General features: G+C 40.9%; 27 protein-coding genes. 12 read left to right on the top strand and 15 right to left on the bottom strand.

Features of this window, described 5'->3' with window-relative positions:
• Positions 1-45: 45 nt before the first annotated feature.
• The 3 genes from MKY11_RS15175 to MKY11_RS15185 all read right to left on the bottom strand — a co-directional run bounded on the left by MKY11_RS15175 (position 46) and on the right by MKY11_RS15185 (position 2,367).
• Positions 46-1,338, bottom strand: a complete 1,293-nt coding sequence (locus tag MKY11_RS15175) for a hemolysin family protein (protein WP_024719710.1) — start codon at positions 1,336-1,338, stop codon at positions 46-48.
• A gap of 48 nt (positions 1,339-1,386) precedes the next feature.
• Positions 1,387-2,061 (bottom strand): zinc metallopeptidase, encoded by a 675-nt coding sequence (locus MKY11_RS15180; RefSeq protein ID WP_024719711.1) that lies wholly within the window; start codon positions 2,059-2,061, stop codon positions 1,387-1,389.
• A gap of 81 nt (positions 2,062-2,142) precedes the next feature.
• Positions 2,143-2,367, bottom strand: a complete 225-nt coding sequence (locus MKY11_RS15185; RefSeq protein WP_160758042.1) for a hypothetical protein — start codon at positions 2,365-2,367, stop codon at positions 2,143-2,145.
• A gap of 126 nt (positions 2,368-2,493) precedes the next feature.
• Here MKY11_RS15185 and MKY11_RS15190 point away from each other — a divergent pair, with 126 nt between their 5' ends.
• Entirely contained in the window at positions 2,494-3,480 is a 987-nt protein-coding gene (locus tag MKY11_RS15190; protein WP_041091818.1) for a potassium channel family protein, read from the top strand.
• On the opposite strand, the gene MKY11_RS15195 is transcribed toward MKY11_RS15190, so the two are convergent.
• From MKY11_RS15195 to MKY11_RS15215, 5 genes are all read right to left on the bottom strand, one after another.
• Positions 3,477-3,878, bottom strand: a complete 402-nt coding sequence (locus MKY11_RS15195; protein ID WP_024719713.1) for a YugN-like family protein — start codon at positions 3,876-3,878, stop codon at positions 3,477-3,479. The genes MKY11_RS15190 and MKY11_RS15195 overlap by 4 nt on opposite strands.
• Before the next feature lie 29 nt (positions 3,879-3,907).
• The gene (locus tag MKY11_RS15200) at positions 3,908-4,126 is read right to left on the bottom strand and encodes a spore germination protein (protein ID WP_342501573.1); all 219 of its coding nucleotides are present in this window, start codon (positions 4,124-4,126) and stop codon (positions 3,908-3,910) included.
• Between the two features lie 317 nt (positions 4,127-4,443).
• Positions 4,444-5,799 carry a glucose-6-phosphate isomerase gene (locus tag MKY11_RS15205; RefSeq protein ID WP_342501574.1) on the bottom strand — a complete coding sequence of 452 codons (1,356 nt, stop codon included), beginning with the start codon at positions 5,797-5,799 and terminating at the stop codon, positions 4,444-4,446.
• Positions 5,800-5,925: 126 nt separating this feature from the next.
• Entirely contained in the window at positions 5,926-7,098 is a 1,173-nt protein-coding gene (locus MKY11_RS15210; protein WP_039169723.1) for an iron-containing alcohol dehydrogenase, read from the bottom strand.
• 119 nt (positions 7,099-7,217) lie between these two features.
• Entirely contained in the window at positions 7,218-8,381 is a 1,164-nt protein-coding gene (locus MKY11_RS15215; protein WP_008345790.1) for an iron-containing alcohol dehydrogenase, read from the bottom strand.
• A 144-nt stretch (positions 8,382-8,525) separates the two neighbouring features.
• Between MKY11_RS15215 and MKY11_RS15220 the strand changes: the two genes are divergently transcribed.
• A complete protein-coding gene (locus MKY11_RS15220; RefSeq protein ID WP_008345792.1) occupies positions 8,526-8,762 on the top strand; it encodes a DUF378 domain-containing protein in 237 nt (78 codons plus the stop codon).
• Positions 8,763-8,829: 67 nt separating this feature from the next.
• On the opposite strand, the gene yugI is transcribed toward MKY11_RS15220, so the two are convergent.
• From yugI to MKY11_RS15235, 3 genes are all read right to left on the bottom strand, one after another.
• Positions 8,830-9,222, bottom strand: coding sequence for a S1 domain-containing post-transcriptional regulator GSP13 (gene yugI, locus MKY11_RS15225; protein WP_024719717.1), 393 nt, complete (start codon positions 9,220-9,222; stop codon positions 8,830-8,832).
• A gap of 198 nt (positions 9,223-9,420) precedes the next feature.
• On the bottom strand, positions 9,421-10,614 hold the full coding sequence (locus tag MKY11_RS15230; protein WP_039169726.1) for an aminotransferase: 1,194 nt from the start codon (positions 10,612-10,614) through the stop codon (positions 9,421-9,423).
• Positions 10,615-11,115: an Lrp/AsnC family transcriptional regulator gene (locus MKY11_RS15235; protein ID WP_007500517.1), complete on the bottom strand. Its 501-nt coding sequence runs from the start codon at positions 11,113-11,115 to the stop codon at positions 10,615-10,617. It abuts the gene before it with no gap.
• Positions 11,116-11,293: 178 nt separating this feature from the next.
• On the opposite strand from MKY11_RS15235, the gene MKY11_RS15240 reads away from it, so the two are divergent.
• On the top strand, positions 11,294-12,118 hold the full coding sequence (locus MKY11_RS15240) for an alpha/beta hydrolase (RefSeq protein WP_268431604.1): 825 nt from the start codon (positions 11,294-11,296) through the stop codon (positions 12,116-12,118).
• Here MKY11_RS15240 and MKY11_RS15245 read toward each other — a convergent pair.
• Positions 12,115-12,375: a YugE family protein gene (locus tag MKY11_RS15245; RefSeq protein ID WP_045034535.1), complete on the bottom strand. Its 261-nt coding sequence runs from the start codon at positions 12,373-12,375 to the stop codon at positions 12,115-12,117. The two genes, MKY11_RS15240 and MKY11_RS15245, sit on opposite strands and share 4 nt — an antisense overlap.
• A gap of 83 nt (positions 12,376-12,458) precedes the next feature.
• Between MKY11_RS15245 and MKY11_RS15250 the strand changes: the two genes are divergently transcribed.
• Together MKY11_RS15250 and MKY11_RS15255 are read left to right on the top strand one after the other, a co-directional pair.
• On the top strand, positions 12,459-13,634 hold the full coding sequence (locus tag MKY11_RS15250; RefSeq protein WP_274660898.1) for a MalY/PatB family protein: 1,176 nt from the start codon (positions 12,459-12,461) through the stop codon (positions 13,632-13,634).
• Positions 13,635-13,767: 133 nt separating this feature from the next.
• Positions 13,768-15,060 (top strand): HAMP domain-containing sensor histidine kinase, encoded by a 1,293-nt coding sequence (locus MKY11_RS15255; RefSeq protein WP_024719721.1) that lies wholly within the window; start codon positions 13,768-13,770, stop codon positions 15,058-15,060.
• Here the strand turns inward: MKY11_RS15255 and MKY11_RS15260 are convergent, their stop codons facing one another.
• A complete protein-coding gene (locus tag MKY11_RS15260) occupies positions 15,061-15,237 on the bottom strand; it encodes a hypothetical protein (RefSeq protein WP_008345810.1) in 177 nt (58 codons plus the stop codon). It abuts the gene before it with no gap.
• A gap of 93 nt (positions 15,238-15,330) precedes the next feature.
• Between MKY11_RS15260 and MKY11_RS15265 the strand changes: the two genes are divergently transcribed.
• On the top strand, positions 15,331-15,723 hold the full coding sequence (locus MKY11_RS15265; protein WP_047945340.1) for a kinase-associated lipoprotein B: 393 nt from the start codon (positions 15,331-15,333) through the stop codon (positions 15,721-15,723).
• On the opposite strand, the gene kapD is transcribed toward MKY11_RS15265, so the two are convergent.
• Entirely contained in the window at positions 15,720-16,337 is a 618-nt protein-coding gene (gene kapD / locus MKY11_RS15270) for a 3'-5' exonuclease KapD (RefSeq protein ID WP_008345814.1), read from the bottom strand. The genes MKY11_RS15265 and kapD overlap by 4 nt on opposite strands.
• Positions 16,338-16,555: 218 nt before the next feature.
• On the opposite strand from kapD, the gene MKY11_RS15275 reads away from it, so the two are divergent.
• The 3 genes from MKY11_RS15275 to MKY11_RS15285 all read left to right on the top strand — a co-directional run bounded on the left by MKY11_RS15275 (position 16,556) and on the right by MKY11_RS15285 (position 20,173).
• On the top strand, positions 16,556-17,734 hold the full coding sequence (locus MKY11_RS15275; RefSeq protein ID WP_220482436.1) for an MFS transporter: 1,179 nt from the start codon (positions 16,556-16,558) through the stop codon (positions 17,732-17,734).
• 108 nt (positions 17,735-17,842) lie between these two features.
• Complete coding sequence (locus tag MKY11_RS15280; protein WP_224564046.1) at positions 17,843-19,744, top strand: transglycosylase domain-containing protein; 1,902 nt, start codon at positions 17,843-17,845, stop codon at positions 19,742-19,744.
• Positions 19,745-19,762: 18 nt separating this feature from the next.
• The gene (locus tag MKY11_RS15285; protein WP_342501575.1) at positions 19,763-20,173 is read left to right on the top strand and encodes a thiol-disulfide oxidoreductase DCC family protein; all 411 of its coding nucleotides are present in this window, start codon (positions 19,763-19,765) and stop codon (positions 20,171-20,173) included.
• A 43-nt stretch (positions 20,174-20,216) separates the two neighbouring features.
• On the opposite strand, the gene MKY11_RS15290 is transcribed toward MKY11_RS15285, so the two are convergent.
• Positions 20,217-20,774 (bottom strand): YufK family protein, encoded by a 558-nt coding sequence (locus MKY11_RS15290; protein WP_017367952.1) that lies wholly within the window; start codon positions 20,772-20,774, stop codon positions 20,217-20,219.
• Between the two features lie 185 nt (positions 20,775-20,959).
• Here MKY11_RS15290 and malK point away from each other — a divergent pair, with 185 nt between their 5' ends.
• The 3 genes from malK to MKY11_RS15305 all read left to right on the top strand — a co-directional run bounded on the left by malK (position 20,960) and on the right by MKY11_RS15305 (position 24,739).
• Positions 20,960-22,561 (top strand): malate sensor histidine kinase MalK, encoded by a 1,602-nt coding sequence (gene malK, locus MKY11_RS15295; RefSeq protein WP_058336863.1) that lies wholly within the window; start codon positions 20,960-20,962, stop codon positions 22,559-22,561.
• Entirely contained in the window at positions 22,554-23,261 is a 708-nt protein-coding gene (locus tag MKY11_RS15300; RefSeq protein WP_024719723.1) for a response regulator, read from the top strand. The genes malK and MKY11_RS15300 overlap by 8 nt, the downstream gene beginning before the upstream one ends.
• Before the next feature lie 395 nt (positions 23,262-23,656).
• The gene (locus tag MKY11_RS15305) at positions 23,657-24,739 is read left to right on the top strand and encodes a BMP family protein (protein ID WP_342501576.1); all 1,083 of its coding nucleotides are present in this window, start codon (positions 23,657-23,659) and stop codon (positions 24,737-24,739) included.
• Positions 24,740-24,750 lie beyond the last annotated feature (11 nt).

The following is a 24,750-nucleotide window of genomic DNA, read 5'->3' on the forward strand; positions in this document are numbered from 1 at the left end:
TAAAGTTTACCAAGCAAAAAAACCTCGTCAATAGCTCCGAGGTTTTTAGGAAAAGTGAACCTTTTTTACTTCTATGGTTCGAATATGATGATCTTCTGCATCGACAATTTTAAATTCACAGCCTTCTGCTTCAATGATATCTCCAATGTCAAAATCAATTTTATGCGTCATCATCCAGCCTGCAATTGTATCAACATCATCATTTTCAATCGCTAAATCCAATAAATCATTTACTTCATCGATCAAAGCTTTCCCATCCATGACATAGTGGAAGTCACCTTTTTTCACAATATGCGGGGTTTCATCTTGATCATATTCATCTCGAATCTCGCCCACAATTTCTTCTAATATGTCTTCAACTGTGACGAGACCTGCTGTTCCGCCGTATTCATCTACAAGCACCGACATATGAATCCGTTCCTTTTGCATCAAAATCAACAGTTCTTGAATCGGTGTACTTTCAATGACACGAATGACAGGGCGCATTAAGTCTTCAATGGACACCTCTTGATTGAGAAAACTTGCTTTAAATACGTCTTTGCTATTGATCACACCAATGACATGATCTTTGTCTTCTTTAATGACAGGATAACGTGTATACCTTTCGTTCAGCATATAATGCGTCACGTCTTCCAGGCTCTGTTCAATTTCAATGGCAGAGATTTCTGTACGCGGGATCATGATCTCTCTCGCCACTCGGTTATCAAATTCAAATATTTTATTGACATATTTGTATTCAGATTGGTTGATCTCGCCCTTTTCGTAGCTTTCAGACAGGATGAGACGCAGTTCTTCCTCACTGATCGCCACTTCATGTTCTTTGACAGAATGAAAACCAAATAATTTCACAATGCCTCGTGCAGCCCCATTTAATGCTTTAATAAACGGGTACATGACTTTATAGAAAAAAATAAGAGGTTTTGCCGTCACAAGACTGACGGCTTCTGCCTTTTGAATGGCAATCGTTTTGGGAGCAAGTTCCCCAACGACAACATGCAAAAACGTAATGATCACAAAGGCAATGATAAACGATATGATGTCTGTCAAAGCGGAATGAAGCCCTGCCTTTTCAAAAAGCGGATGCAGGAAATGTTCCACTGTCGGCTCCCCTAACCACCCTAAGCCTAATGCCGTGATGGTAATGCCAAGCTGACAGGCAGATAAATATTCATCAAGGTTGGTTGTCAGTTTCTGAACATGAATGGCTCTCTTATCACCGCTTTCAATCAGCTGATTGATTTTTGAGCCTCTAATTTTCACAATCGCAAATTCAGTGACAACAAAAAATGCTGTCGCAGCAATGAGTAATAGGACTAAAAATACGTTTAAAATATACAAAAAAACCCTTACCTAACACGGGTAAGGGCTCACCTCCTCTGGCGTCAATTAATCATTACGGCCATTTAGGAAGATCATTACAAAACGGAGCAATTCAAACAGGGAGACAAGGGCCGCTGCTACGTACGTAAGAGCTGCGGCATTTAACACCTTGTTCACGCCTCTTTCTTCACTGCTTCTAATGATTCCTTCTGAAACAATGATATTCTTTGCACGAGAACTTGCGTTAAACTCAACAGGCAATGTCACTAGCTGAAAGAACACAGCAGCTGAGAACAGAACGATCCCAAGCCCGATTAAGTTAAGGCTGCCGAGCAATAATCCACCTAGGAAAAGAAGCGGGGCAACACCAGATGCAAAGTTCACGACAGGGAAGATCTTATGTCTCAAGACAAGCGCACCATAGGATTCCTGATGCTGCAAGGCATGTCCAACCTCGTGTGATGCGACTGAAATGGCCGAAATGGAATGGCCATAATACACTGGTTCAGATAAACGAACCACACGCTGCGTCGGGTCGTAATGATCAGTCAAAGTTCCTCTTACCGGTTCAACGGGTACATCGTATAACCCGTTGCGATCTAAAATATATCGAGCGGTTTCAGCACCTGTTTTCATACTGGCAGCTTCAACCTTTGAATACTTTTCAAAATTATTCTTTACTTTAAATTGTGCCCAAAAAGACAATCCCAATGCGGCAAATGTTAAAAAATAAAAAAACAGCATGCTCATCAGCTTCCTTTTTATTTTATATATTTATTTACAATTTTAATGACTTTTATGTAACGTGTACAGCAAAAAGCACTAGGTCTTTTTAAGGGGAATCACTACACCAATGAAAAAGAAGAACATTCCGATGCATGCTGTATAAAATGTCACTGTTCCATATAGGTCTTGAAAAAAACGAAGCCACGAGAAATTATTCATAAAATGGTTCACCGCATTTAAATCAAACACGAGTAAAATCACCGCAGATGATAAAAAGTGTGCGCCAATAAAAAGAAGTACGGTCTTTTGAACAAACGACATTCGCATTCCCTCCTTCTTCTCTCTTATTTTAAGATATGGGTTCTGTTTCAATACATGACGATGATGAAAAATTGTTTCCTAATCGGGCATACTGACATTAGCAGTCTCCCTGAAAGGACGAGTTCGATGAAATCAAACCGTATCTTCATTGCCTGGCTAAGATGGCCTCTTTATGTTCGCATTGCGATCATCATCTGTTTCTTGCTTCTCTTTTTTGGACAATTAATCGTCATACTTGAACCAAAGCAGTATCATACGATCTTTGATGGGATCTGGTGGGCTCTCATTACAGTCGCGACGGTAGGCTATGGTGATTTTGTGCCGCAAACCATGCCTGGGCAAGTAGCAGGGATGGCGCTTATTTTGATCGGCGCCAGCTTTGTCACTGCATATTTTGCCACGCTTGCTGCCGCTGTATTTAGCAAACAGCACCATTATGTAGAGGGAAAGGTGGCTTTCAAGGGGAAGGGACATCTCATCATTGTCGGCTGGAATGAGAAAACGAACAAACTGCTTCAATCGTTTCAAACCATTGATCCCGCCATGCCGATTGTACTCATTGATGATTCCTTAAAGGAAGGACCTCTTTTAGAGAATGTCCATTTTATTAAAGGCCATGGTACAGAGGATGCCACACTTCGCAGAGCAAATATTATGAGTGCTGATACATTGATGATTACTGCCGACCAGCATGAAAATGAAGTGACGGCTGATATGCAGAGTGTCTTAACCTTGCTTGCGGCAAAAGGATTAAATCCTTCGTTATATTGTTTAATTGAAATTTTAACCGATCGCTATGTGAAAAATGCTGAGCGGGCTGGCGCCAATCAAGTCATCCATACTTCTGATGCCGTGAATCATTTAATGGTGGAGCATTTTCTTTTAAAAGAACAGCTCATGGCGTTAAAAATAAAAAGAAACATGACCCTCCATAAACAGATCACTATCATTCCAGTACCAGCTTCATTAGCTGGAGAGACATTCTTAACGGCACTTCATCACTTTTTAGAGCATCATGTGATCATTGTAGGCGTACAAAAAAAAGAAGGACCCATGATGAATCCTCCTTTTGGATATGAGCTTCATCCAGAGGATGAGCTGATCAGCTTTTAAAGCAGTACATCTTCTAATTCTTTGACGAGTGAAAAGCCAATTTCGGCATAAGCCTTTGACACATCTCCGTCTTTCTCTTTCGGTTCTTGGAATTGGTTAAAAGATGCCCCTACATTTCCAACCATCGCATGGTCATCTAATTTATCTTGATAGACATGCTTTAAGAGAAATGGATGTCCCATTTTCACCACAACGCCTGGCTGATCCAGCTGTCCTTTCTCGGCTGTAAACGGAACTCTGAGAAAGGTATAGCCGTCACGGTTGTCAATTTTATAATCAAAATATCCATGATCATAATCCCAATTCCCATTAATGACATATCCGAGCGGCTTCATGTTTTCTTCTAAATGGTACAGTGAAAAGCTTTCACCAGTCAGCCTAGATGGTACATGAATCATACAGAACCCTCCTTTTTGTATAGGGTTCGTTAAAGAGAGGAATTCATACATTTGCCTTTCGTGATTTGCACATTGTTTGTAAAAGCAGCATCAAATAAGCTTTGGCTGGATGATGCATTTGTCTCGTTCACACTGCCCGCTCCTGATGTTTCTTTCGTAGCACTCATTGGACAAATCCGTCCAATATTCCCAAAGTTAACGATGGCCTGCCCGGAAATGTCATGGATATAAATATGATTTGTTCTCATCGCTTCATCAACCTCCTCCATTGATTATTCTATGTACAGAGCTTAGGGAGGCTTGCACTGACACCATGAGAACATAAAAAAAGGCACACCTTATGCAAAGATGTGCCTTAGCGTGTAGACAAACCCTCGCATTCGTTGTCAGTCCTGTGCACTGGTGCTCACGAATGTCAAATTCGCTCCGCTCCAGTGCTCGTCCTTCCTAGACTTCAAAGGTTTTCTATCACGCTAAAAAGAAGACAAAGGGCTAAAATACAGTTCATTTTAGCCCTTTGTCAACAATCTGAGGCACATCTTATGCAAAGATGTGCCTTTTATTCTTATGATTGTTTGAGACGGCTCTCAAGTTCTGCCTTTTTCTCTTCGAAGCCCGGTTTTCCTAATAAAGCAAACATGTTCACTTTATACGCTTCTACTCCAGGCTGATCGAATGGATTGACGCCTAGTAAATACCCAGACATCGCACATGCTTTTTCAAAGAAGTACACGAGATATCCGAATGTATAAGCATCCATTTCAGGAATTGTCACAATCAGGTTCGGTACTTTTCCATCCGTATGAGCAAGCATTGTGCCTTCAAATGCTTTTTTATTGACGAAATCAACCGTTTTTCCTGCAAGATAGTTTAACCCATCAAGGTCTTGTTCTTCTGCTTCGATGACAAGTTCATGTCGTGGCTTGTCTACATTCACGATGGTTTCAAACAAGTCTCTTCTTCCTTCTTGTACATATTGACCAAGTGAATGAAGATCTGTTGAGAAGTTGGCAGATGAAGGATAGATTCCTTTTTCATCTTTCCCTTCACTTTCGCCGAATAACTGCTTCCACCACTCCGCAAAGTACTGTAAGCCTGGCTCATAGTTAATCAGCATTTCAATTGTCCGTCCTTTATTATAAAGAACATTACGGATAACCGCATATTGATAAGCCGCATTTTCTGAGAGCTCAGATGAAGCGAAGTCTTCACTTGCTTTCGCAGCACCTTCCATCATTTGATCAATGTCTGCACCGCTTACAGCGATTGGCAATAGACCAACTGCTGTTAAAACGGAATAGCGTCCGCCGACGTCATCAGGGATGATAAATGATTCATAGCCTTCTTCAGTTGCTAATGTTTTGAGTGCCCCGCGTGCCTTGTCAGTTGTCGCATAGATGCGTTTTTTCGCTTCTTCAGCGCCATATTTTTCGATAAGGAGCTTTTTAAAGATACGGAACGCAATGGCTGGCTCTGTAGTTGTACCAGATTTTGAAATCACGTTAATGGAGAAATCGGCATCTTCTAGCAGATCCATTACATCTGTTAAATAAGAAGAACTGATGTTGTTTCCAATAAAGATGATTTGCGGTGTTTTGCGTTTGCCTTTTGGCAAACTATTATAGAAAGAATGGTTTAAAAACTCAATGGCCGCACGTGCGCCAAGATAAGAACCACCAATTCCAACAACGAGTAATACATCAGAATCAGATTTAATCTTTTCTGCACTTTTTTTAATGCGGGCAAATTCTTCGCGATCATATTGCTTCGGTAAGTCAACCCAGCCTAAATAATCACTGCCAGTACCCGTTTGTTCATGAATATTATGATGGGCCACCTTCACAAAATCTTTTAAATATGTAAGCTCATGTTCTTGAAAGAAAGGTAACGCTTTCGAGTAGTCAAATTGAATATGTGTCATCGCTTGTAAGCCCTCCATTACGTTAGTTCTGTCCCTTTCACTTTAGCGGAACTAGCTATTGAAATCAAGTGATCGTCATTGATGCAGCAAAAAGCCGCTCCTCATGAAGAGAAGCGGCCATCCAAATTATAGAGAAGCTTTCAAAATCGCTAAAATGTCATCACGGCCAAGTTTCATAAAGTTACCAAAACCACCATATTCCATTTCTTTTGCTGCGATATCAGCAATTTTGTCCAGTTGATCTTCACCAATATCATAATCCGCTAAACGGCTCGGTGCACCTAGGCTTGTCCAGAAGGCTGACAGCTTGTCGATTCCTTCTAATGCGATGTCACGATCCGATTTTCCTTCTGTCTCAATGTCAAACATGTTCAACATGAGGTTTTTAAAACGTTCGACATTATGATCAAGTGTATGACGCATCCAGTTTGGGAAGAGGATCGCAAGTCCACCTGCATGCGGAATGTCATAGACTGCTGATACTGCATGCTCAATCGTATGTGATGCCCAGTCGCCAAAATAGCCCATTTGCAGCGTGCCATTTAAAGCAATTGTTCCTGCATAAAGGATGGTTTCACGGTGCTCATAGTTTTGTAAGTCTTCAAGTAGCTTTGGCGCTGTCTCGATGACTGTTTGAAGAACAGCAAAACACATCCGATCTTGTAGAGGCGTGTTTTTGACGTTATGGAAGTATTGTTCAAATACATGGCTCATCATATCAACCATGCCATACACCGTTTGATTCTCTGGCACAGAATATGTGTGCTCAGGATCTAAAATTGAAAAAGCAGGGTGCGTGACTGAACTGCCCCACACGTACTTTTCATTTGTTTCCCAGTTTGTGATAACAGAGTCTGGATTCATTTCTGAACCAGTTGCCGCAAGTGTCAGCACTGTGCCAAACGGCAATGCTTTTTGAGCGGTTGTTTTCTTTGAGATAATGTCCCATACATCCCCGTCATATTCTGCTCCAGCTGCAATGGCTTTTGTACAGTCGATGACACTTCCCCCACCAACTGCTAATAAGAAATCAATGTTCTCATTTTGGCAAATGTCGATCCCTTTTTGCACTGTAGTGAGACGAGGGTTCGGTTCAACTCCTGACAGTTCAAATACGTCAGCCTCTGCTTCATTTAAAGCGCTGATGACCTTATCATAAAGACCATTTTTCTTAATACTGCCTCCACCATATACAAGAAGCACTCGCTTTCCATAACGAGCGAGTTCGCTTTTTAGTCCGTCTAGTTGTCCTTTTCCAAACATCAATTTCGTTGGATTATAGTAAATAAAGTTTTCCATCTGTTCTACATCTCCTTAAAACATTTATATCCAAAAACATGAAAGACTACTGTAACATATGTACATGCAGAACTCAAAAAAGATAACTGCTTAAAAGCAGCTATCTTTTCCATGTTCGATTATAAAGAAGCGTTTAAAATAGCTAGAACATCTTCTTTGTTCAGCTTTTTAAATTGACCAAATTCACCACGTGCCATTGCACGGTCTGCAATCAGATCAATTTTCTCATCGTTGATGTCATAGTCAGCTAAACGGTTTGGTGCGCCTAGACTTGTCCAGAAAGCAGAAAGCTTTTCGATTCCTTCTAAGCCAACTTCTTCGTCTGTTTTGCCCGCAGGATCTACATCGAATACACGCACTGCTAATTGCTTGAAGCGACCTGGGTTTTCTTGAATGACATGCTTCATCCAGTTCGGGAACAAGATCGCAAGTCCGCCTGCATGAGGGATGTCATACACCGCGGATACCGCATGCTCAATATTGTGAGATGCCCAGTCTCCGCGTGCGCCCATTGAAAGCATTCCATTCAGTGCAATGGTGCCTGTGAATAAAATCGTTTCACGAAGCTCATAGTTTTCCAAATCATTGATCAGCTTCGGTGCTGTTTCAATGACCGTACGAAGAAGTCCTTCACACATACGATCTTGGTAAGGTGTATTCTCCGTGTGATGGAAATATTGTTCAAACACGTGAGACATCATGTCGACCATGCCATAAATCGTATGGTTTTTTGGCACAGTAAATGTATTGACTGGGTCAAGAATAGAGAATTTAGGGAAGACAGCTGGACTGCCCCATCCATATTTCTCATTTGTTTCCCAGTTTGTGATGACGGAGCCAGAGTTCATTTCAGAACCTGTCGCGGCAAGTGTTAATACTGTACCAAATGGGATGGCTTCCATTGGGACATGCTTACGAGTGACGATATCCCAAGCATCTCCATCGTATTTCGCACCAGCTGCGATCGCTTTTGTTGCGTCAATCACGCTACCGCCGCCGACTGCCAAAATAAAATCAATTTGGTTCTCTTTGCAAAGCTCAACCCCTTTTCTAACTGTTGTTAAGCGCGGGTTTGGCTCAACACCAGCAAGCTCAGTAATTGTAGCTCCTGATTCTTTTAAGATGCTGACAACTTGGTCATAAAGGCCATTTCGTTTAATGCTGCCTCCACCATATACAAGCAATACGTTTTTTCCGTAGTGTTTTAGTTCATCTGAAAGGGCTGATACTTCTCCCTTTCCAAAAATTAATTTCGTTGGGTTCCAATAAGTAAATCGATCCATGTGATCTCCTCCTCGCGCTACATTATGCGCTTCTTTCATTCCAAAAGTAAAGTAATTTGCTTTCATCCATTTTCTTACGCATAGTTTGGCTAAAAATCTGCAAAATATAAATGTATTGATACTGTAGCGAAAGGAGGAATCACGATGAGTGCTATTCAGCGTATTGCCCTCGTGCTCACGATTATCGGTGCTATTAACTGGGGACTAATCGGCTTTTTTCAATTTGACTTAGTAGCAGCGATCTTTGGCGGTCAAGGTGCTGCATTATCACGTATTATTTATGGTCTTGTTGGAATTGCAGGTCTTGTCAATCTTGGTCTGTTGTTCAAACCTAGTGAAGAAGCTGTCCGCCGTGACGAGCCAAATCCAGAGGTCCGCTAATGAAAAAGACATAAAAAAAAGACTGCCTATGAGGCAGCCTAAGGCACCGTTTGAAGCGGTGCTTTTTTTATTTCTTGATAAGGTCTTTACGGTTAGATTGCTCAATCCACTCTTCAAGTTTATCTTTCAGTGTATTGAAACCTTGTGGTGCAGCAGCTTCTTCTTTCGCTTGCTGTGGTCTTTGTTTCTTTGGTTTGCTTTCTTTTCTTTCAGGTGCATCTTGTGTCGCACGGATAGAAAGGCTGATTTTACCTGCATTTTCATCAACAGAAAGAACTTTTACTTGTACTTCGTCACCAATTGAAAGGTGCTCGTTGATGTCTTTTACAAAGCCATGTGTTACTTCAGAAATATGCACAAGTCCTTGAGTTTCTTCATCTAATGCAACAAACGCACCATACGCTTGTAATCCTGTTACTTTACCAGTGTAAACACTGCCTACTTCAAACTTTGTCGCCATGATAACAACTCCTAAATAAATGTTTTAATATTCGTTTATACGCAATTAAAAACTATATCACAGAACGCTCTTTTACGCAAAATATTTTTTAATTGGGTTTAGATCAGTTTAAAAGGGGGAATACCTGAAAACAAGAATGCTTTCTAGTATTCCCCCCTAATTTGAGAGGCATGAGTCCAGATGGATTGATGCCTTTTTTTATTTTAAGATAGCAGGTGCTTCTTCTTTCACTTGTCTATTCTGTAAAAAACGCTGGATTCTTGAAAGTGATTCTTGCAAGTGATCGAGTGACGACGCATATGAACAACGAATATGTCCTTCACCACTTGGACCGAATACATTTCCAGGGACAACCGCTACTTTCTCGCTAAGCAGCAGCTCCTCAGCAAATTGTTCTGAAGTCATTCCTGTGCTTTTAATGGACGGGAAAGCGTAAAACGCTCCGTTTGGCTGGTGGCAAGTGAGTCCAAGTTCATTGAGAGAGCCGACAAACAAATTACGGCGCCTTCTGTAGCTTTTCTTCATTTTCTCCACATCTTCAAGTCCATTTTTTAATGCTTCTTCTGCGGCATATTGTGCCATAGCTGGTGCACACATCATAGAATATTGATGTATTTTCAGCATGGCATCACGGAGGACTGGCGGTGCTGCCACATAGCCTAAGCGCCACCCCGTCATAGCGAACCCTTTGGAAAAGCCTGAAATCAAAATCGTTCTTTCCTTCATATCTTGAATCGCCGCCACACTCGTAAAAGCTTCATCGTACGTCAGCTCTGCATAAATCTCATCCGTGATAATTAAAAGATCATGCTCCTTTGCAAACTGAGCAATATCTTCAAGCTCTTCTTTCGAGTAAACAGACCCTGTTGGGTTTGATGGAGAGCATAGCAAGATGGCTTTTGTTTTCGGCGTCAGCTTCGTACGAAGATCAGCAGAATCGGCTTTAAAATCTTTTTCAGCCGATGTACTTAAATAAACCGGTACACCGCCCGCAAGTGTCGTCAGAGCCCCATATGCGACGAAACAAGGCTCTGGGATGATTACTTCGTCCCCGTTGTTTAAAATGGCGCGAAAGGCCAAATCAAGCGCCTGGCTGCCGCCAACGGTAATAATGAGTTCTTCTTCAGGACTGTACTCAATGTGAAACCGCTTATATAAATAATGGCTCAATTCTTTTCGCAAAGAGAGCAGCCCAGCATTTGCTGTATAAGAGGTCAGTCCTTGCTCTAAAGACATAATACTGGCTTCTCTCACATTCCAAGCTGTCACGAAATCCGGTTCGCCGACCCCGAGGGAGATAACCCCTTCCATTGTGGCTGCCAAATCAAAGAATTTCCGAATACCTGACGGCTGAATGCTTTGTACCGTTTCAGATAAATAAGACTTTTTCATTTAAGGAGACACCACGATTCTTTTGTCATCGTCCCCTGTTTCAAAGACTTTCCCATCATGCTTATATCTTTTCAAAATAAAGTGGGTAGTGGTTGAAACAACAGAATCAAGTGTCGATAATTTTTCAGATACGAAGCGGGCGATATCAGACATGGATCTTCCTCTGATCACAACAGATAAATCATACACGCCTGACATTAAATACACGGACTCCACTTCTTGGAACCTGTAAATGCGTTCAGCAATTTCATCAAAACCGACGCCTCTTTTTGGGGTCACTTTCACATCAATCATCGCTGTAACGCCTTCGTGTCCGTCTACTTTTCGCCAGTCAATCATGGTCGAATAATCAATAATGACTTTTTGATCTTCCAGCTTTTGAATAATGGCTTCTGCTTCTTCTGATGTCACACCTGCCATTTTTGCAATTGTATTTAAATCGGCGCGGCTGTTTTCATCTAAAATCTCTAATATTTCAGTTTCTTTTTCGGTTAGTTTCATTGATTTCACACCTCTGATTGTAAAAAGCTAGTTTTAAAAAATCTTCTGAACATTATAGCACGTTTTTCCCATTATGCTAAGCAGGGAAAAGATTCTAATCGTAGCTTAAAATCCACTTTTTAGGGTACAATACAGTCACCTAACAGAGAGTGAGTATCAAATATCGGAGTTGATGAGTGTGGACATTGTACAGCCATCCTATATGAAAAGTAAATTCGGTTTAGATATCTATTACGAACACTATCCAAATGAAGGTAAGAAGACATTGATTTTGATTCACGGCCTTTTCTCATCTACCTTCAGCTATCGAAAGCTCATCCCGCTTCTGAAACAAGACTTCAATTTAATTGCGATTGATCTGCCTCCATTCGGGCAGTCCGAAAAATCGAATACGTTCATTTACAGCTATCGGAACATGGCAAAAATCATCATTGAACTAGCTGGTTATTTGCAGATTCAGCATGCGATCCTCGTGGGGCATTCCATGGGGGGACAAATTGCTTTATATGCTGCCTCTGAGCGTCCCGACCTATTTGAAAAAGCCGTTCTTTTATGCAGTTCAGGGTATATGAATAAGTCCAAAAAGTCGCTTGTTTACAGTACTTATATTCCTTATTTTTATCTCTATTTAAAAAGAAAGTTGTTCAAGCAAGGTATTATGAACAATTTAACCGCTGTTGTGCATGATCATTCGATTATTGATCAAGAAATGGTGGACGGATATTTAAAGCCTTTTTCAGATGACCAAATTTTCAGAGGTATTTTTCGTTTGATTCGGCACAGGGAAGGCGATTTAGCGTCGGATGTCTTAAAGAAAATGGAGACACCTGTCCTGCTGATTTGGGGGGAGGAAGACCGGATCGTTCCTATTCAAATTGGCGAAAGACTGCACAAGGATCTGCCGCATTCAACCTTTCACGCATTAAAAAAAACCGGGCACCTCATCCCTGAGGAAAATCCGGTCTTTGTGTCTGATCAAATTGGTCATTTCAGCCTGTCTTAAAACGAGCAGGAGCTACCTTCTCTTATGACAAAAAGCTGATTTGCGATATGCTGACAGCTTTCCATCGGAAGAAGCTGATCAAATGAGTGATGGTAAATGGCTTGAATGTCTTTCGCGAAAGATAACGGGTCTTCTGCGTCGTATAAGGCACTGATGACGTCAGCAGGCTCCGTTTCGTAAAAGTCCTCTCCATACTGAAAAGGGTCCCATGCCTTAATGATTTGAATCATCTCTTCTACAGCTTGACTATCTTTCATGGGGATCACCGCTTATAATAAATTTTGTGATGTTTATTTTAGCACAACCAAGAGTGGTTGAAAAACGGCTAGAGGTGGGTTTCATGAATTTCGACGAACAGATCATACGTAAAGGTTCAAAATCAGTCAAATGGGATCAAGCAGAGTCTTTGTTCCTGACAACAGATGCGCTGCCAATGTGGGTAGCAGATATGGATTTTAAAGCGCCCCAAGTCGTGCTTGATGCTTTAAAAGAACGATTAGATCACGGCGTATTCGGCTATGCATTTCAGGATCAGGAAACGCAGCAAACAGTAGCTGACTGGCTCAAAAGAAGACACGGTTGGACGATACAAACAGATGCCGTCACCTTCACACCAGGTATCGTGACAGCACTTAGTTTTGCGGTACAAGCCTTTACAGCTCCGAATGATGAAGTGGTCATTCAGTCACCGGTGTATACGCCCTTCTATCAAATGATTGAAAGAAATGGACGTATCGTCTTAACCAATCCTTTAAAAATAGAAAACAACCGTTACATGATGGATTTTGATGATTTAGAGAAAAAATTAAGCAGACCAGAAGCAAAGCTGATGTTTCTTTGTCATCCGCATAATCCTTCAGGGAGAGCTTGGTCAAAAGAGGAATTAAAGCGTGTAGGAGACCTATGTGTACAGTACGGTGTCACCGTCGTGTCAGATGAAATTCATTCCGATCTGATGCTTTACGGACAGCCGCATGTGCCTTTTGCCAGCCTTTCTGATGAGATAGCTAACATCACGATAACGTGTATTGCACCGAGTAAAACATTTAATTTAGCTGGTCTTCAGGCATCTGCCATTATCATTTCTGATGAAGAAAAAAGAACCCTTTTCACCAATGAATTGCAAAGAAATGGATTGTCCAAACTGAATGCCTTTGCGATTCCTGCCATGGAGGCGGCCTATCGCCACGGAGATGAGTGGCTTGATTCACTTGTTCTTTACCTCGAAAATAATATGAAGATCGCAATGGATTATATTGATGAATATCTGCCGAGCATGCGTTATATGAAACCAGATGCTTCTTATCTATTGTGGCTGGATATTCGTGATTATGAGCTCACTCAAGCAGAATTGAAACGTAATCTGCTGAAAAAGGGCAAGGTCATACTAGAGCTCGGAAACGTATATGGGCACGAAGGAGACGGCTTTATTCGAATGAATCTAGGCTGTCCTGCCGGAACAGTAAAAGAAGGTCTGAAGCGCCTTCATCAAGCATTCACTCTATCATCCGAATAAAACCATTTCTATCAAAAGAACATCCTAACGGGTGTTCTTTTTAAAGAAAAAAACCCTCCTATTATCATATCTACTTTGTACATGAAATGGTATAATGAGAGGAATTACAATTATTTACGAGGAGAGCATTTAAATGGAAATGTTCAAGGATTTTCTGCTCCATGTATCTTTTATTCTATTTCCAATCTTTTTATATCATGCACTATGGCTAAGCCGGACCCCTGCTCATTTCCCTAAAACGAATAAACTGCTCATCACCATATTTGCATCCATTTCATCAGCACTATGTATTATGTATCCAGTTGGTTCGATTTTAGATTTGCAGACTGGGCTTCAATCGATTCCCCTTGTACTGGCTATTTTATACGGGGGATATACCGCCGGAATCGTCGCTATCTTAGTTAGTTCAACCGTAAAGTTCGTGATGTATGGCTCTTTTTTATGGGTTGGATTGATTGTTGTACCGATTTACTTTTTCATTCCTTTCCTGCTTTACCGGAAATGGCGCCAATATTCTAAGCAGAGAAAACTGTTATACGGAGTCATGATTGCGTTATCAAAAGGGATGTTTATTTACATTGGACTGCTTGTGGTCAGCTTAATAGAGTACAGCCCTGCATTCATTATGCAACAAAAGCTGCTCGAATTATTTTTCTCAACTCTTTACTACATATTCTTTCTTGTGCTGAGTATTTATTCCATTGAGTTTGTGAAAGAGAATGCGCAAATGAGAACACAGCTTGTCCAATCAGAGAAACTGACGATTGTGAGTGAACTTGCAGCAAGTGTCGCCCATGAAGTCCGCAATCCACTGACGGTGGTGAGAGGATTTATCCAACTGCTCTTTTCAAGTGACAATACGAAAGAGCCGTCAACCAATAAAGATTATAAAAATCTCGTTTTATCTGAACTTGACCGTGCGCAGGATATTATTACGAGCTATCTTGATATTGCGAAACAAAATTATTATCAAATTGAGTCTCTCAATTTATCTAAATTACTTGAAGAGTGTGCATCGCTGATGACATCCTATGCGAATTTTAAGTCGGTCACGATTCATCAATCGATTGAACCAGACTTATACATCCAAGGTGATGAAACGAAAATCAAACAAGTCATGATTAATTTAATCAAAAATGCAATCGAAGCAGCGCCCGAACACGAAGGTAAAATCGAACTGTTTGCTTCAAAAGAAAATCATCGAATCTGCCTTTATTTCGTTGATAACGGTGTAGGCATGTCAGAAAGTCAAATGAAAAAGCTTGGTGAACCCTATTACACATTGAAAAATAAAGGAACAGGGCTTGGGTTGACAGTGACATTTTCCATCATTGAAAATCATCATGGAACCATTCGTTTCAAAAGCTCATTGCAGTCTGGTACAACAGTCACCGTGAAGTTTCCTGAAGATACAAGAAGAAAATGATCAATCCATTTTTTTTGTCCTTTTTTCATCGATCTGCTCCTGCTTCTTAGAAGCACGAACGATCAGACGAAAGCAAATAAATGCAGCAGCAAAGAAAAGCACCGTCGTGATTGCCGCAGGGATATACTCCCTTTTATCTTCAGGAAAATACAGTAGAAAGAATATGATGAACGACATGTTCCGCTCTTCCCCCTTTTGCTCGTTTACTTCACTATATTGGCTAAAAGAAAGGAAATACCTTCTTATGCGAAGGAAATGGAGGAATTTCATATGACAGACATTCAGATTGGACAAATCGTGAAAGGTTTTTACAAAACAGGTGTTTACATTGGGGAAGTGACAGCCGTTAAACCATCTACTTATCTCGTTCAAGTAAAAGCGGTTTTCACACACCCCACTCAAGGTGACCTGCATCATCCAAAAGAAGCGGACGTACCTTTTTTTCAGGAAAGACGGGCTTTGGCCTTTAGGGAACAGACGAACATCCCTCATCATATGGTCAAGCCTTATGATGGCGACATACCTGATTATCAAGTATCACTGAAAGACGCCGTAGACAAATTGAAAAAAGGGCTCAGTGCGGATGATTCCAAGTGGGCTGAAAAATCAAGAGCGTGCCTCTCTTCTCTTGAAAAAGATTATTTTCCAGAAGACGCCCGCTAATCTGCCGAATCAAAAAAGTGAGAGAAGTCAATGAGTTCACCAATTTTGGTTGTTTGCGGATTTTCCACATAGGATCGATCTTTTTCAAAAAGGGTGAACAGCTGATAAGTGGTCATGGCATCATCAAGTGCTTTATGATGCTTACCAGCTCCTTCACTGCCGTACTCCTTAGCTGCTTTCCGAAGTCCTGTGAGTGTTCTATCCCCAAAAAAGGTTTTATATTCAAAAGCCAGATCCCTTTGATTCCCCTTAAAAGGAAAACCAATATGATTGAGCATACAGTTTTGCTTCAGTACCTTCATGTCCATATTTCCCCATGTGATAATCTCACAGTCTTCTCCCCCATCGAGTGACACGAGCTTCTCGATAAACGCCTCAAAAGAAATCCCGCTTTCTACATCCTGCTGCGTAATGCCAAGGAACGATTTACAGCGCTTTGTCAGCTTCGGGAACTTTTTCGGTTTGACATAGCTTGAGAATGTGTCTATGATCGTTTCATTTGATGCTTTGACGACACCGGCTTCAATGATTTCCGGGAAAAAATTTTGCGGATGATATTTCCCATCAGGCATCGTAAATTCAAAATCGACCACAAGCAGCGTCTTCTGTTCCATCAGTCTCACCCCACTTTCTCGTCTGTTTTCCATCCTGCTACTATTATATTAAGACGGACTTTGAAATCACTTCATTTTCGTGAAAATAATGCAGATTCACTATGCCCAACCTATTCATCAGATGAAAGATCGTTTATTTTCCTTTATAATTATTAAGGAACACGAAATAAATAAAGAAGGTGGTCTTTATCACAAACAGGAAGAAAAACTTGTACATCATGTGGTTTGTGAACTTTTTTGTATCTGCCAGCATTACAATGATCGTCCCTTTTTTATCACTTTACATAGAGTCTCTTGATAGCAGTTATTCGAATGAATTTGTTCAAAGATGGAGCGGCTATGTCTTTGGGGTTACGTTTTTAACAGCCTTTCTCATTTCTCCAATTTGGGGACGGATTGGTGACCGGCATGGCTATAAAAAGATTTTGCTCATTAACGGCATTGGGATTGCAACAAGCATTTTATTAATGGGGCTTGTTCAAACCGTTTATCAACTATTTGCGTTAAGGCTTTTCATGGGGCTTGTGACAGGCTTTATTTCGACTTCGATGGCACTGATTTCTGCACAGACCGAAAAGGCAACAGCCGGTAAGACCCTTGGTACAATGCAGATGAGTAATGTCGCCGGAGGGTTATTCGGTCCATTAATGGGTGGATTTATGGCAGACAGTGTCGGATTCATTTATACATTTTTCTTAACAGCTGCTGTCATATATGTATCAGCGATTGTCATTATCTTCGGTGTGAAAGAACAGCCGATCCGTTCAAAAGAAGCAAAACGGGTTTCTTACTCACGGAAGGACGTCCTTGTCCATATTTTCAAACAGCCTTTACTTGTCGTCACCATGCTTCTCACATTTATTACGCAAGTCGGGAACTTTAGTATTCAGCCGCTTTTAGCCTTGTATATTCATGATTTACACGGCCCAGTCAATCTTGCCTTTTATGCAGGGCTGGCGTTTTCTGCAACAGGGCTTGGCAATTTGCTGTTTACACGGAAATGGGGAGATCTTGGAGATCGTATTGGTCACGATAAGGTGCTGCTTGCCCTTCTCATCCTCTCCTCCATTTTATTTATCCCGCAAGCGATGGCAGATTCCTACGGGATGTTAGTCATCTTCCGTTTCTTATACGGGATGGCACTAGGCGGCATCATTCCTTGTACGACGGCCTATATTCGCATCAAAGCGCCTGCCTCTATGCAAGGGGAAGTGCTTGGTTACAATGTCAGCTTCCGCTTTCTTGGAAATGTCGTCGGACCCGTCATAGGCGGCATTGTGGCGAGTCATTACGGAATTCCAGCTGTCTTTTATGTTACCGCCGGCATTTTCCTTTTCGGGGCATTATTTTTATGGGCGGTCCGCTCACAATCAAAGACAAAAGAGAGGAGTGTCTGATCCATCATCAGATACTCTTTTCTTCTGTCTAAATGCCTTGTTTACTAGACTTCACGTCTATTCTTTTCTAAAAATAACCTTCTCGTAATCGCAAAAGAATGGTACGATATGGCTAGAAATCCGAAGAAAGTGAGTGACCTCATGTTTCGTGCAATCATTGGATGGTTATTACTTGCTGCCCTCATTCCATTATTTGTTCTGACTTTTTATCTATCAAAGGAAGAAGCCGCAAGTGTAAAACCTGTTAACGAAGTGCTTGATCAAAAAATCAAGCTGGAAAAGGTAGACTTTTCCCAAAACAGTTATATGTATGATCGAGATGGTTCTCTTATCTCTGAGATCGTATCAAACGATGAGAACCGTGTTTTCGTGAAGTACGATAAAATTCCTGATTCCGTCAAGGAGCTGTTCCTCCGATCAGAGGACCGCAACTTTTATGACCATAAAGGCATTGACTTTATGGGCGTGATTCGTGCCCTTGCCGCAAATGTGAAAAACCATGGCATTAGTCAAGGCGCTAGCACCATCACACAACAGTTATCCCGTAATTTATATTTAAGTCATGAACGTTCATTCAGCCGAAAGTTTACAGAACTGCTCTATTCCTATGAGCTCGAGCGAAAATTTACAAAAGAGGAAATTCTCGAAAGCTATTTAAATACGATTTATTTCAGTAACGGGGTTTACGGTGTCGGTTCTGCGGCTAATTACTATTTTGATAAGCCGCTTAGTTCTTTGACGCTTGCACAGATGGCATTTATTTCTGCGATTCCTAACAACCCTACGCTGTATGACCCATTGAAACAATTCAAACATACAAAGAAACGCCAGGAACGGCTGCTTGGTATTTTAGAAAAAGATGGTGTCATTACTAAGAAGCAATACAAAAAAGCGGTGAAAGAAAAAATCAGCTTGTCATTAAGTGAAAAGAAAAACCTTTACCCTGACTATGTGACATACGCCAATGAAGAATTTACCGATCTGGTGTCTGATCAGGAAGGCTTTACAAAACGATTGAAAAAAGCCAAAACAACTGGCGCAAAAAAGGCAATTCAAAAAGAATTATCAGAAAAGGTCAGTGCATTGCTTCAAGATGGTGTGAAGATTTATACAGCACTAGACCCTTCCTTACAACAAAGAGCGGTTTATCAGCTCAATGCACAATTGCCTTATCAAGGTGTGGAAGGCGGTTCAGCAGTCATTAACCACCAAACCCATCAAATCGTCGCACTTGCTGGCGGGAAGAATTATAAAAAGTTTGATTTCAACTACGCCTATCAAGCGCAAAGACAACCAGGTTCCGCCATTAAGCCGCTGTTAGATTATGGCCCTTATATTGATCAAACCGGTGCCACGGCATCAAGCAAAATCAGTGCCGGCAAGTTTTGCAGTAGCGGATATTGCCCGCAAAACTATAATCATAAAACGTATGGAACTGTAACACTTGAAACAGCCTTTAAGAACTCTTACAATACACCAGCGATTCGTATGCTTGATACAGTCGGTGTCAAAAAAGGCTTCAGCTATTTAGAAAAGTTTTCATTCGAACATATTGTCGCAGATGATTACCGTCTCCCTTCTGCACTTGGAGGATTTACAAAAGGCTTCTCGCCGCTAGAAATAACCGATGCATATACCGTGTTTGGCAATCAAGGTGCCTATACGCGAAATCACTCCATTACAAAGGTCACAGACTTAAACGGCAAAACCCTTTACAAGTGGAAAGAGTCGCCGAAGCAAATCTATTCTCAGCGTACAAATGAAACAATGCGCAAGCTGCTTGCCTCTGTTGTGAAAAGTGGAACAGGGAAAAAGGCGAATTTCAATTCTCCTTACATTGGGGGAAAAACAGGCACATCCAATGACTACAAAGACATTTGGTTTGTTGGCCTGACAGATCAATACACAATGGGTGTATGGGTAGGAAGAGATAGAGGAACCGTTGAATCTATTTATAGTTCAAGTCCGCACTTACGTATTTGGAAACAAACTATGCAATACGCTAGATAAACAGGAGGTTTGATTGCGATGCATTCAACACAACCCTCTCACTTCATTTTATTTGACGGTGTCTGCAACGTGTGCAGTGGTGCTGTTCAGTTTATCATCAAGCGCGACCCGAATGAGCGGATGATGTTTGCTTCTTTACAATCAGATACAGGGCAGCGTATTTTAAAAGAAAACGGCTTGCCTTTAGATGAGTTCAATTCATTCATTTATATTGAAAATGGGACCCTTTATATGAAGTCAACAGGCATCTTAAAAGCCGCGCGGCATTTAAAAGGGATATACAGATGGAGCTATTTACTCCTCGCGATCCCTCGTCCAATCCGTGACTGGTTTTATCAGCTCATTGCAAAGAATCGCTACAGATGGTTTGGTCAAAAAACATCCTGTATGATGCCTACACCTGATATTCAGAAGCGGTTTCTTCCATAAAAAAAGCATCCTCCATCATCGGAGGATGCTTTCTTTCGTCTGATTAAGCTGGCAGACTCGCCATCACACTGTTATATAGCTTAATAAATAAGTACAAAATGCCGATCAAAAACGTGGCCCAAAACAGCAGATTAAACATCATAAACCCAATTAAATTCAGCATGGAAAGCGATTGATAAATGCGTACCACAACCCAGATAAAATAGACGAGACTTGCTAAAACAAAAAGCCCAACAAGCAGAATGAGCTGCTGCGTCAATAGAAATGCAAGTAAGCTGGCAAACAAATAGACAACCGATGCAATCCGAATTTTCTTTAAGTTCTCCCCTTCAGGGTCCTTTGCAAAAAAGAGCAGCGCCAACTCTAACACCGTATCTGCAATGAGTTTTAAAGCAGATAAAATCATAAAATAAACAAGTGCAAATGCGGCAAATAAAGCAAGACGAATGCCCTGTTCAGAGAAAAATTCCAGCATTCCTTTTAAAATTCCTGCTTGGGTCAAGAAGTCAGTCGTGATACCTACTGTAAAAATAGAAAAGGCAGAGCTGAATAGCAAAATTGAAATCAGCGGAAAATATCCAGTCAAATATGTATTTTTCATAAATAGATCCTTTCTCATAAGCTCATTTTTATTATGGCTCACTTAAAACGGATTGACAAGATGCTTTCCAAGTAAACTGGAATCTAAATCAAATTTGTGATTTTGCACGTACATTCCTTCACAAACTTACATTTTCCCGTTAAAGTATTACTATTACGAAAAAATTGCGCGTTAGGGGTATACTCGTGAAAAAAACTTTAAGACTGCAAACACGGCTGACGATCTTTGTCTGTATTGTTGTCCTGATCTCCCTCTGTATCACATTCTTTACGATCTGGTCAGAAACAGCCAAAAATATTCATCAGCAGGAACGTGATATCGCCCTCTCCACTGCCAAAATGGTCGCAGAGGCTCCGATCACAGCAAAATCATTGGAAAAAGATCAATCATATACAGCACTGCGAAAATATACAACAAGTGTTCAGCGTATTACCAAAACCGAATTCGTTGTCGTCATGGATATGAACGGTATCCGCAAAACACATCCGAATCCGCAAAAGATTGGGAAGCGGTTTGCTGGCGGTGATGAAAAACCGGCATTACAGGGTAAAGAACATATTAGTACCGCATCTGGAACACTTGGCAAGTCCATGCGTGCCTTTGTTCCTGTTTATAACCAAGATGGCAAGCAGCTCGGGGCTGTGGCAGTTGGGATTACATTAAAGGAAATTGATTTAATTATTCATCAAAGCCTGCTCCCGCTCTACTTTGTCACATCGCTTAGCCTTTTATCTGGCATTATCGGCGCACTCATTGTGGCACGTAAAGTAAAGAAGATTATGTTTGGGCTAGAGCCAGATGAAATTGCCACTTTATTAAAAGAACGAAGCGCTATGCTAGAGTCAACAAAAGAAGGCATTCTTGCCGTCGATCAGCACGGTAAAATCAAGCTGGCAAATGCAGAAGCTAAACGTCTTTTTCATAATATGGGCATTATGGTTGATCCTAGAGAACAAGATGTACAGGCCCTTCTTCCTTCAAGCGGCTTAAAGCAAGTAATCGAAACACGGAAACCGCTGCTTGATCGCGATGTCAGAATGAACGGACTGGAGCTGGTCTTTAATGAGGTGCCGATTACGGTAAAAGGGGAAATTGTCGGAGCGATCGCAACCTTCCGTGACAAAACAGAAGTCAAACACCTGGCTGAGCAGCTGAGCGGGGTGAAGATGTATGCCAATGCACTTCGTGCCCAGTCACACGAATTTATGAACAAGCTCCATGTCATTTTAGGATTGGTCCAGCTAAAGAACTATGATGACCTTGGCACCTATATTAAAGATATTGCGATTTATCAGCAGACAGAAACAAATGAAATCATCAACCATGTGAAAAACTCAGTCTTAGCCGGGTTTTTACTAGGAAAACAAAGCTACATCAGAGAACAAGGCGCATCTTTAGAAGTCAATTGCAGTACACAGGTACCAAACTCGGAGGACCCAGCAGTCACACATGACCTTATTACGGTCATCGGTAATCTGTTAAATAACGCACTCGATGCCGTTTCCCATACAGAGAACAAAAATATCTCCATCTCATTCAGATATGTCCAAGAGCAGCTTCATATTGAAATTACAGACACAGGGGTCGGTCTGACAAAAGAAGAACAGGACATTATGTTTGATCAAGGCTTTTCAACAAAAGGAGAAGACAGAGGATTTGGCCTTTATTTTGTTGACCAAAGCATCAAAAAACTGAACGGACATATGATCGTCACAAGCGAAAAAGGAGAAGGAACGACCTTTAGTCTCCGTATTCCATATAAACAAAAGGAGGATTCACATGATTAATGTGTTGATCGTAGAAGATGACCCAATGGTCGGGGAGCTGAATAAACGCTACTTGACCCAAATAGAAGGATTTGAATTAAAAGGGATTGCCACCTCATTTCAGAAGGCACTAGACATCTTAAAATCAGAAATCATTCACCTTGTATTGCTTGATATTTATATGCCTGGACAAAATGGGCTCGCCCTATTATCAGAAATTCGTGAGAAAAATCATTCCGTTGACGTCATCGTCATTTCAGCTGCAAATGAAGTGGATGTCGTACAACAAACGATGCGAAACGGAGCTGTCGACTATTTAATCAAACCTTTTGAGTTTGAACGCTTCCAATCAGCACTGGCAGAATATAAAAGAAAACATGCCCTATACCAAACGATGAACAGCATCTCCCAAAATGATTTAGATGCGAAGCTTTTTCATAAAAAAGCAGAGGCGGAAAAAGTCCTGCTGCCAAAAGGCCTGACGAAGAGCACACTCAAACTCATCTGGACAAGCATTCAATCATTCGGTCAGCAGGCTTTCACGACCGAAGACCTAGCCAATCATACTGAAATCTCCCAAGTTTCAATTAGAAAATACTTGAAATTTCTTGAGGATATCGAAGTGGTTGATGTGGAAATGGCATACGGGACAATCGGCCGCCCTGTTTTCCAATATAAACTGAATACAAGCAACATGAATTTGATTCAGCAATATCTTTAATTTGACACATCTGACCTTTCACAAAGGCCAGATGTTTTTTTATGGCATACGATGTCACAAACCCCTTGATATCAGTGGTTCCACTGTAGTAGAGCACATCATAAAAGCGGCATTATATCATATTTCAGCACATAAAAAGACATCGAATTTAGCCTTTTAACATTTTTTTAAAAATAAAACAAATTTCTATTTATTTATTCGATGGGAAATGATAAATTATGATTGATTAGTTCAACGAGATATAAGTCTGATGTCTTACATCTTCTCTCCTGTTTCCATCAATTTTAAAAGAATGCAGGATAAAATACCCTTTTCACAAGGATAGGAGAAGGCAAGAGTCGGTCTTTTTTCGCGAGACTTTTCTGAAACTTTTAAATTTTATAGGGGGTTATGTTTTGAAGAAGCGCAAAATTGGACTTGCATTGTCCTTAGTCGTAGCAGCAGGAACCATCCTTGGAGCATGCGGCAACTCTGGCTCAAACAGCGGTGAAAACAAAAAAGATAAAGATCAATTCACTGTTGCAATGGTAACTGATGTCGGTGGTGTCGATGACAAATCGTTTAACCAATCAGCTTGGGAAGGTTTACAAGCATTTGGGAAAGACAACAATTTAACAAAAGGTAAAAACGGCTTTGATTACTTACAATCTAAATCAGACGCTGACTATACAACAAACTTAAACACACTTGCTCGTGAGAAATTTGATTTGATTTACGGAATTGGTTTCTTAATGCAAGATTCTATTACTGAAATTGCTGATCAACGTAAGAAAAACCACTTTGCCATCGTTGATGCAGTTGTAAAAAAAGACAACGTAGCAAGCATTACATTTAACGAAAACGAAGGATCATTCCTTGTAGGTGTTGCAGCGGCTCTTTCTACAAAATCAAACAAAATTGGTTTTGTTGGCGGCGTTGATTCTGAATTAATCAGAAAATTCGAAGTTGGTTTCCGTGCAGGCGTTGAAGCAGCTAATTCAAAAGCAAAAGTTGAAGTGAAATATGCTGGTGCATTCGATAAAGCAGACATCGGTAAAGCAACAGCTGAAAGTATGTACAAATCTGGCGTTGACGTCATTTACCACGCAGCAGGCGGAACTGGAACTGGTGTCTTCACAGAAGCGAAAAACCTGAAAAAAGCTGATCCTGACCGCAAAGTGTGGGTCATTGGTGTTGATAAAGACCAGTATGACGAAGGTAAAGTACCTGGAACAAAACAAAGTGTCACTCTTACTTCTATGATTAAGAAAGTAGACACAGCGGTACAAGACTTAACAACAAAAGCAAAAGAAGGTAAATTCCCTGGTGGCGAAGTCATCACGTACGGTCTGAAAGAAGGCGGCGTTGACATCTCTCCATCTCAAGAGAATCTTGATAAAGATGTATTGAAGAAAGTCGAAGAATGGAAACAAAAAATCATCAAGGGTGAAGTGAAAATCCCTGCAACACGTGATGAACTAAAAGATTTTAAAGCTTAATTTGTGCATCG

Source organism: Bacillus sp. FSL W7-1085 (assembly GCF_038595035.1).
GTDB lineage: Bacteria > Bacillota > Bacilli > Bacillales > Bacillaceae > Bacillus > Bacillus altitudinis.

Excerpts from the sequence above, each read along its gene's own strand:
- yugI (WP_024719717.1), bottom strand. The coding sequence starts at position 9,222 with ATGGCGACAAAGTTTGAAGTAGGCAGTGTTTACACTGGTAAAGTAACA.
- MKY11_RS15235 (WP_007500517.1), bottom strand. The coding sequence starts at position 11,115 with ATGAAACTAACCGAAAAAGAAACTGAAATATTAGAGATTTTAGATGAA.
- MKY11_RS15275 (WP_220482436.1), top strand. The coding sequence starts at position 16,556 with ATGTGGTTTGTGAACTTTTTTGTATCTGCCAGCATTACAATGATCGTC.
- MKY11_RS15265 (WP_047945340.1), top strand. The coding sequence starts at position 15,331 with ATGACAGACATTCAGATTGGACAAATCGTGAAAGGTTTTTACAAAACA.
- MKY11_RS15190 (WP_041091818.1), top strand. The coding sequence starts at position 2,494 with ATGAAATCAAACCGTATCTTCATTGCCTGGCTAAGATGGCCTCTTTAT.
- MKY11_RS15185 (WP_160758042.1), bottom strand. The coding sequence starts at position 2,367 with ATGTCGTTTGTTCAAAAGACCGTACTTCTTTTTATTGGCGCACACTTT.
- kapD (WP_008345814.1), bottom strand. The coding sequence starts at position 16,337 with ATGGAACAGAAGACGCTGCTTGTGGTCGATTTTGAATTTACGATGCCT.
- MKY11_RS15230 (WP_039169726.1), bottom strand. The coding sequence starts at position 10,614 with ATGAAAAAGTCTTATTTATCTGAAACGGTACAAAGCATTCAGCCGTCA.
- MKY11_RS15255 (WP_024719721.1), top strand. The coding sequence starts at position 13,768 with ATGGAAATGTTCAAGGATTTTCTGCTCCATGTATCTTTTATTCTATTT.
- MKY11_RS15280 (WP_224564046.1), top strand. The coding sequence starts at position 17,843 with ATGGCTAGAAATCCGAAGAAAGTGAGTGACCTCATGTTTCGTGCAATC.
- MKY11_RS15215 (WP_008345790.1), bottom strand. The coding sequence starts at position 8,381 with ATGGATCGATTTACTTATTGGAACCCAACGAAATTAATTTTTGGAAAG.
- MKY11_RS15220 (WP_008345792.1), top strand. The coding sequence starts at position 8,526 with ATGAGTGCTATTCAGCGTATTGCCCTCGTGCTCACGATTATCGGTGCT.
- MKY11_RS15200 (WP_342501573.1), bottom strand. The coding sequence starts at position 4,126 with ATGAGAACAAATCATATTTATATCCATGACATTTCCGGGCAGGCCATC.
- MKY11_RS15285 (WP_342501575.1), top strand. The coding sequence starts at position 19,763 with ATGCATTCAACACAACCCTCTCACTTCATTTTATTTGACGGTGTCTGC.
- MKY11_RS15245 (WP_045034535.1), bottom strand. The coding sequence starts at position 12,375 with ATGAAAGATAGTCAAGCTGTAGAAGAGATGATTCAAATCATTAAGGCA.
- MKY11_RS15250 (WP_274660898.1), top strand. The coding sequence starts at position 12,459 with ATGAATTTCGACGAACAGATCATACGTAAAGGTTCAAAATCAGTCAAA.
- MKY11_RS15300 (WP_024719723.1), top strand. The coding sequence starts at position 22,554 with ATGATTAATGTGTTGATCGTAGAAGATGACCCAATGGTCGGGGAGCTG.
- MKY11_RS15290 (WP_017367952.1), bottom strand. The coding sequence starts at position 20,774 with ATGAAAAATACATATTTGACTGGATATTTTCCGCTGATTTCAATTTTG.
- MKY11_RS15210 (WP_039169723.1), bottom strand. The coding sequence starts at position 7,098 with ATGGAAAACTTTATTTACTATAATCCAACGAAATTGATGTTTGGAAAA.
- MKY11_RS15195 (WP_024719713.1), bottom strand. The coding sequence starts at position 3,878 with ATGATTCATGTACCATCTAGGCTGACTGGTGAAAGCTTTTCACTGTAC.
- MKY11_RS15205 (WP_342501574.1), bottom strand. The coding sequence starts at position 5,799 with ATGACACATATTCAATTTGACTACTCGAAAGCGTTACCTTTCTTTCAA.
- MKY11_RS15260 (WP_008345810.1), bottom strand. The coding sequence starts at position 15,237 with ATGTCGTTCATCATATTCTTTCTACTGTATTTTCCTGAAGATAAAAGG.